Raw genomic sequence first — 7219 nt, 5'->3', positions numbered from 1 at the left:
GGCCATGGGTCAGGCGGGAGGGATGGCAAGCTCGCCTTGCCGGCGCCGCGTTCCGTCACACCCCCCTCTGTCCTGCCGGACATCTCCCCCGCAAGGGGGGAGATTGGCAGCTTGGCTGCCGGCGCCTCTTCTGCAGCGTTGGAGGTTGGCGAAAGCGGTGATGACATCTGATCTCCCCCCTTGCGGGGGAGATGTCCGGCAGGACAGAGGGGGGTGCTGTCCCGCCAGCATTTCGGATTTTCCTACATCGCGGCGGAGCAAGGGAACTGGATCAATCGTCAATCGCCGGCGTCAGTTCCAGCTCGGCCGGCGTCAGCCCTTGCCGCAATTGGCTCAGCCGGAACTCGTCGACCCAGTAGGCCTCGCCGTCGACCAGCACGCGGGCGCTGTAGGAGCCGCCGGAAAAGCGCTGCGCGGTGACATAGACCCTGTGGCGGTCGAGCGCGGTCTTTACCGCGGCGCGGCGGGACTTTTCTCTGGCGACAGGACTGACCATGGCCTCACTCGAACACGCTGCCGCTCGGATAGCGGCCGCCCATAAACATGGCGGAGAGCTCAATATGAGTCAATTTGCCGGACGCAGGCGGCCGTTCACCGCGGCGCCCGCAGTCGCCGCCAGCGCTGCATGAACTCCTGCGCGACCTTGAACAGGCGCGGGTTGTCGCGCACGAAAGCCACGCCCCGGCCGCGGTATTTGATGGCCTCGCTCGCCGCCACGCCCTTCAGTGTGATGCCGTAGCAAAGTTCGGACAGAACCGACTTCACCGCGCCCATATGTTCCTTGTAGCTCTGGTTGCCGACCGACAGGTCGAAATAGTCGAAGCCGGCGCCGCGCCCCCATCGGATCAGCTCGCCCATGATGCAGAGCCCCGGCGAAACATTGGGCACCGCGCCCTGGTCGATCGCGATCAGAAGCGCATGCAAGGTGCCCAGATGGGCCGCCAGATACTGGACCGCGACCATGACCTCGCCGGCGCGCAGGCCGAAGATCCGCACCGAACCGTCCGTCAGGCCGCGATGCGCGGCTTCGCGGTAGAAATCGACCACCGGCGGCTGCGCGAGCAGATCGAAGCGGCCGAGCTCGCGAAAACGGCTGAGCCGCATCTCAACCAGCTTGCCGAAGATGGAGTCCACCAGGGCCGGCGTGTCGGCCTCGACCAGGGCCAGGCCGCCATTGCGATCGAGCCGGCGCAAGTCCTTGTTGAGCGCCTTGACGAAGGACGGTCGGCAGATGCGCTTGACGACGGTTTCGGCGTCGCCGTCCATGGCGATGCCGTAGTGCGAGTGGATGGAGTCGCGCGCCGGCGCAAGCAGCGCCAGGGGATTGGCGACGCCGCCGACCTCCTTCGGGATACCGACGATGTGGATGCGGTCGGCCGGCGGCAGCACGGAAAGCACTGCCGTCCAGGCAGCCTCGGCGGATTGCCTGGCCCACGGCGTCGCGTCGGCGAGCAAAGGCGCGGAATAGTCGCACACGCCGCAGCTCAGCCATTCGATCACCCAATGGTGGAATGCGCGGCGGCGCATCAGCGGCACAAGCATCCTCGGCTCGCCCGTGGCGGCGTCCCTCACCTCGACGATGGCGAGGTCGGCCTTTTGCGGCACGAGCCCTTCGACGATCCCTTCGGCCCAGGCGAAATGCTGGTGGCCGGTGCACACGCCCTCTGTCTCAAGACGCAGCCAGAGCGGTTTGACCGCTTCGAGACTGGTGTGCAGTTGCGCCACGTAAGCGCCGCTGGCGGCGCCAGCGGCGTGCGGTGCGGCCTCATCGTCGGCCAAGCCGGTCGTCATTGCGGCCATCGGCATTGCCTGGCTTACCACATCATTCTCCTATCGTCTCTGCACTGCCAGCGTGGCCGCGCGGCGCCAGGCGCCGAACACGCTGGGGCGCTGCTCGTTCGGGTGCTTGGAGTTCCACATACGGTGAGCAGCGAAATACCATGAGGCCACGAGCACGAAGGTCTCGGAGACCGCGGCGCCCGCCAGCGACCATGTCGACGGCGCGATGGCCAGCAGAATCCCGATCGTCGCCAGCCCGACGATCGCGCCGGCCATGGTGATGAAGGCGACGATGCGGAAATCGCCGAGGATCTCGAGGACCACGCGCGGCATGACATAGGCCATAATCGGTACATAATTGGCGATGGCGAAAAGCCCGATCAGCCCGACCGAGGCATGCTGCAGGGCCTGGGATTTGATCATCGGCAAGATGAACAGGATGCCGCAACCATAGGCCAGGCTGCCAAGCCCCATGACGAGCGCCCAGATCTTGGCCTGCGTCCACACGCGGTCGAACTCCTTGTTGCGCACCAGCTTTGCGAGTTCCGGCTGCGTCATGTTCGAGAAGGCAAGGCTGGAGATGCGCAGCGGCGCAAACAGCACCAGCACCGCCGCCAGCGGCGCGTAAGCCGCGGGTCCGGCGATGCCGGCGACCAGCAGGGCCAGGCATTGCCCCTGGATGTTGGTGGTGGTGGCGCTGAACCCCGACCAGCAAAGCTGCGGCCAGAGCTTTGCATAGCGCCGCAAGGTCGGGGCGCGGAAGGAGATACGCAGCCTGCGGCGCGCCAGCCTCACCAGCACGGCGATGCCGACCATATTGGCCGCGGCAAGCGCGTAGAAGGTGGCCTGAAGCGCGTCCGCGAAGAACCAGATCGCCGCTCCTGCGAGCACTATGCCCGCGATCGTGAACACGGCGTCGCTGATGGAGACGACGAGCTGCATGCGGCGCGCGAAGAAGGCGGTGCGCATATGGCTGCGCAGCGACCAGGCTCCGACGAAGCAGGCGGCGCCGATGCCGCTCGGGTCGCCCAGGAGGTGCATCAGCAGCCCGGTGCCCAATGCCATCAGCAGCGCCACCACCAGCGCCGCCGATCCGAAGGTCACGTCATAGGCGTCGACGCCGGCGCTGTTGGCGCTTTTGCTCATCCATATTGTGGCGGGAACGGCGGTGAGCGAGCGGATATAGGACAAGCCGACGCCGCCCATCACCATGGCCAGCGCGAAGAGCCCGTAACCTTCGGCCGACAAAAGATGCAACAGCGCGATGTTGAGGGCGAAATGGAAGCCGCTCTGCATCGCCTCGCCGCCGATCATCAGCATGAGGCGCCGCACCAGATGGGCCGGGAAGGTGAACTTCACGGGCTCGTCTCCGCCTCGCGGGCGACACGCGCCCGCCCCTGCCACGGCGGCGTCGCCTTAAGCTTGTCGGCCACGATCGCCACGATCGCGGCGGCGGCGATCGGCTCGCTGAAGACCGCCTCGTAGCGCGCGCGACCGGCGGCGGCGAAGTCGCGCCATAGATCCGGCCGCAGGATGATTTCGCCGAGCTTGCCGGCAAGGGCGGCTGAGTTGCCCGGCGGCACATGCCAGCCGGTCTCGCCATCGGCCACCACTTCCACCAGCCCGCCGATCGCCGACACCAGCGGCGGCCGTCCCCAGCCCATCGCCTCGATGGCGACGCGGCCGAGCGACTCCGGGCGGCGCGACGGCACCGTGACGATGTCGGCCCAGCGATAATGGTCGGCGGGGTCGGAGACGAAAGGCAGCACCTCGACATGCCCGGTCAGCCCCATGCGCCCGACCAGTTCAGCCAACGCCTGCTCGCGTTCGCTGCTCTCGAAGGCACCGCCCACCAGGCGGACCTCGACGCGGTCGCGCAATTCGGCGGGAAGCGAGGCGACGGCATCAAGCAGCACCTCCTGCCCCTTGATACGGTTGACGCGGCCAAGCAGCAGGACCTTGAGCGGGCGGCTGCCATCATAGGTCACCGGCAGGGCCGCGGCGGGACCGGCAACGCCGTTATAGACGACATGCGTGCGCCGCCCCTTGGCATCGAGGGCCGGCGGATCGCCGAAGGTGGCGCGCGTTGCGCGCGAGTTGAAGATCAGATCCGCCTTGCTCCAGCGCATCAGCGCGACAAGCACCTTGCGCAGGACGCCTTCCGGGATCTCGTGGATATGCAGCAGCGCCTTGCGCGGCAGGAGCCGCGCGGCCAGCGCATAGTCGGCGATGATCGAGGTGTTGATATAGGTCAGGTCGTTGTCGCGCATGCGCCGCCAGGCGCGCCAGAGCGCCGCCGGCAGCCGCGCCATCTCGATGGTGGCGAGCTTGAGCATCGCCTGGCGCCGGAGCACCCAGAGCGGTTCGAACACGATGCGGCTGGCATGCGGCTTGAGGATATCGACGATCGGCCCCTCGCGCGGCAGCACGACCTCGATCTCGGCGGCCGGAAACGCGGCGCGCAGCGCAGCCACGCTCTCCGCGAAGCTGCGGTCCGAACCATAGAGCTCGTAGCCCTGATGAACGCAGGCGATGCGCATCGCTATCTTTTCCACCTTGCACCCCGAGTCCGCTCAGCACCGGACCCTTCAAGCGCGGAAGGAACTTCATGCCAAATCCGCACGCCGCCTTACCCAGCGGTGGCCACTGCAGGCCGGTAGCAAGGATCATGCCGGGTCTTGAACGCCCTGCTGCGACCCAGGAGCTCGGCCGTGCCCCGTATCGGTACAGATACGTCGCGAAAGTTGACCGATAATGAAGCAAGCCCTGCGTTCTGAAGAGAAATTTTACACCTTCATGTGAATATTCGCCCTGGGGGTACCCTGGCACGGAAGTTGCTGGGCGTGTCATTGATTTAACAACAACCATGACCGGACCCCGGGGAATCCTTTATTTTGAAACCGGAACGACCTTCCACCCTGATCGAAAAGCCTTCGATCCTGATCCTGGGGACGCGCGGCATTCCGGCTTCTCACGGCGGCTTCGAAACCTTCGCCGAGCGGCTGGCGCTTTTCCTGGCCGGACGCGGCTGGAAGGTCGGCGTCTACTGCCAGAAGGAGGTCGAGCGCGTCGGTCAAAGGGTGACGAGCGAGACCTGGCGCGGCATCGAGCTCATCACCATCGAGGTCGCCTCCAAGGGTCCGCGCGCGACGCTGGAATTCGACTGGCAGTGTGTGCTCGACGCGGCCAGGCGGCCGGGTGTCTGCCTGGTGCTGGGCTATAACGGCGCGGTGTTCCTGACCTGGTTGAGGCTCAGAGGGCGCAAGATCCTCACCAATATGGACGGCATCGAGTGGCGGCGGCCGAAATGGGGACCGGCGGCGCGCAGCTGGTTCTGGCTCAACGAATGGATCGGCGCCTGGCTCTCGCACCGGCTCGTCGCCGACCACCCGGCGATCGCCGACCATCTGGCGACACGGCGGCCGCGGAGCGCCATCGCCACGATCGCCTATGGCGCGGACCCGGTGACCTCGGCGCCGGAGGAACCCATTCGCGCGCTCGGGCTCGAGCCTGGCAAATATCTGGTCTCGATCGCGCGGATCGAGCCCGACAACAACATCTCGCCGATCATCGAAGCCTTCCGCCGCCGCGATCGCGGCGACATGAAGCTGGTGGTGCTCGGCACGCTCAATGACGACATTCCTTACCACCGCGCCGTGCGCGCCGCGGCGGGCAACGCGGTGATCATGCCGGGCGCGATCTACGACCAGGCGGTGGTGAAGGCGCTGCGCTATCATGCGCGCGCCTATATGCACGGCCACACTGTTGGCGGCACCAACCCCTCGCTGGTCGAGGCGCTGGCCGCCGGCAACATGGTGATCGCGCATGACAACCGCTACAACCGCTGGGTCGCCGGCGATGCGGCGATCTATTTCAGCGACACCGAGAGCCTGAGCCAACGGATCGACGAGGCGCTGGCCGACGACGCGTTGGCGGCACGCTGCGGCAAGGCGGCGCGGGCCCGCGCCCGCGAGGCCTTCCGCTGGGAAGACGTGCTTAGCGCCTATGAGAAGGAAGCGCTGCGGCAGCTCGGCGTTGCCACCGCCGCGCCGGCGAAAGCCGACCGCGCCAAGCACGCATGACTGGCCCACACACGGCCGGCTGGTCGCGCCGTCGTATCCTCGGCGCGGCACTGGCCGCGGCAACGGCGCCACTGGCGACAGTGGTCTCGCCACTCTCATATTCGGCGCAGGCCGCAACCGGCGCATGGCCCTTCAGGCGCGGCGTCAACACCTGGCCGTGGTTTGCGCTGACGCGCGAATTTCCCGCGCCCCGCACCGACTATGACTGGCCGCCCTTCCAATCGCAGCGGCCGGTGCCGACACTGGCCGATCTTGTCCGGCTGCGCGCCAGCGGCCTCGATTTCATCCGCCTGCCCGTCGATCCGGGCCCGTTCCTTGCAGCCGATGCGGGCCAGCGCGCCGACCTCATGGCAATGCTGAGCGCGGCGGTCGAGGCGGCCGTCGCCGCCGATCTCGGCGTCATCGTCAACGTTCAAGCCAATGGCGCTACGCATTACTGGAATCCCGACCGCATGTATTCCAGCACCAGCGCGCCTGAGTTTGCGCGCTACCACGTCTTCGTCGGCGAGGTGGCCGGCATGCTCGAAGGCATGGCGCCCGGCAGGGTCGCGCTGGAGCCGGTCAACGAACCGCCGCAGGACTGTTCTTCCGATGTCTGGCTCACGGTTCAGGCCGCGCTTCTGACCGCCGCGCGGGGCTCGGCGCGAAAGCTGCCGCTGCTCGCCACCGGCGGCTGCGGCTCGATGGTGCGCGGGCTGACCGCGCTCGATCCGGCGCCGCTGGCGGAATTCGAGCCGATCCTGTTCACCTTCCACTTCTACGAACCCTATCTGTTCAGCCATCAGGGCGCGCCGTGGATGCGCGAGCCGGTGTACCGCGCGCTGAACAACGTGCCGTGGCCGGCTTCGGCGGGCTCGCTCGACAAGACGCTGGCCTCGGTCAGGGCAAGGACGGCTGCGGACACGGAAAGGTCCGACGAGGCCAAGAGGGCCGCCTACGAAGAGACCGAAAAGGTGCTGAAAGTCTATTTCGACGCCCAGCCCGACCGCCGCTTCATCGACGGCTACCTGAAGCAGGTGAGCGACTGGGCGGACAGAAACGGCATCACGCCTGAGCGCATCATCATGGGTGAATTCGGCGCGCTGCGCACCGATGCCCGATACACCGCAGCGCCCAATCCCGACCGCGCCCGCTACATCGCCGATGTCCGGCAAAGCGCCGAAGCCGCCGGCTTCCCCTGGGCATTCTGGGACCTATTCGACGGCATGGGCATGATGGATGACACCACGCGCGCGCTCGACCCGGCGATGGTCGAAGCGCTCGGGCTGACGATGCCGCGCGCTTGACTTGTTGAATCAATAGATCGCGCTAAAGGTCTGGTTTCACGCAAGAGCTGGCCGACAGCCCGCGCTTCGTTC

At 66.9% G+C, this 7219-nt stretch carries 6 protein-coding genes; 2 read left to right on the top strand and 4 right to left on the bottom strand.

The genetic code is table 11. From position 1 onward, the window contains the following. Positions 1-271: 271 nt before the first annotated feature. From FJW07_RS06090 to FJW07_RS06075, 4 genes are all read right to left on the bottom strand, one after another. A complete protein-coding gene (locus FJW07_RS06090) occupies positions 272-496 on the bottom strand; it encodes a hypothetical protein (protein ID WP_140710884.1) in 225 nt (74 codons plus the stop codon). 95 nt (positions 497-591) lie between these two features. Continuing rightward, complete coding sequence (locus FJW07_RS06085; protein WP_246680679.1) at positions 592-1800, bottom strand: GNAT family N-acetyltransferase; 1209 nt, start codon at positions 1798-1800, stop codon at positions 592-594. Between the two features lie 30 nt (positions 1801-1830). Next, positions 1831-3138, bottom strand: coding sequence for a hypothetical protein (locus FJW07_RS06080; RefSeq protein ID WP_140855127.1), 1308 nt, complete (start codon positions 3136-3138; stop codon positions 1831-1833). Further along, positions 3135-4334, bottom strand: a complete 1200-nt coding sequence (locus FJW07_RS06075; protein WP_246680678.1) for a glycosyltransferase family 4 protein — start codon at positions 4332-4334, stop codon at positions 3135-3137. The genes FJW07_RS06080 and FJW07_RS06075 overlap by 4 nt, the downstream gene beginning before the upstream one ends. Before the next feature lie 339 nt (positions 4335-4673). On the opposite strand from FJW07_RS06075, the gene FJW07_RS06070 reads away from it, so the two are divergent. Together FJW07_RS06070 and FJW07_RS06065 are read left to right on the top strand one after the other, a co-directional pair. Beyond that, positions 4674-5861: a DUF1972 domain-containing protein gene (locus FJW07_RS06070; RefSeq protein WP_246680677.1), complete on the top strand. Its 1188-nt coding sequence runs from the start codon at positions 4674-4676 to the stop codon at positions 5859-5861. Continuing rightward, positions 5858-7147: a cellulase family glycosylhydrolase gene (locus FJW07_RS06065; RefSeq protein WP_140855122.1), complete on the top strand. Its 1290-nt coding sequence runs from the start codon at positions 5858-5860 to the stop codon at positions 7145-7147. The genes FJW07_RS06070 and FJW07_RS06065 overlap by 4 nt, the downstream gene beginning before the upstream one ends. Positions 7148-7219 lie beyond the last annotated feature (72 nt).

Origin of the sequence: Mesorhizobium sp. B3-1-9 (assembly GCF_006439595.1) — a bacterium.
Lineage (GTDB): Bacteria > Pseudomonadota > Alphaproteobacteria > Rhizobiales > Rhizobiaceae > Mesorhizobium.
The sequence above is the reverse complement of the archived record's forward strand: the minus strand, read 5'-3'. Positions and strand labels throughout refer to the sequence as shown.

Coding starts and splice junctions, on each gene's coding strand:
- FJW07_RS06090 (WP_140710884.1), bottom strand. CDS start 496: ATGGTCAGTCCTGTCGCCAGAGAAAAGTCCCGCCGCGCCGCGGTAAAG.
- FJW07_RS06085 (WP_246680679.1), bottom strand. CDS start 1,800: ATGGCCGCAATGACGACCGGCTTGGCCGACGATGAGGCCGCACCGCAC.
- FJW07_RS06065 (WP_140855122.1), top strand. CDS start 5,858: ATGACTGGCCCACACACGGCCGGCTGGTCGCGCCGTCGTATCCTCGGC.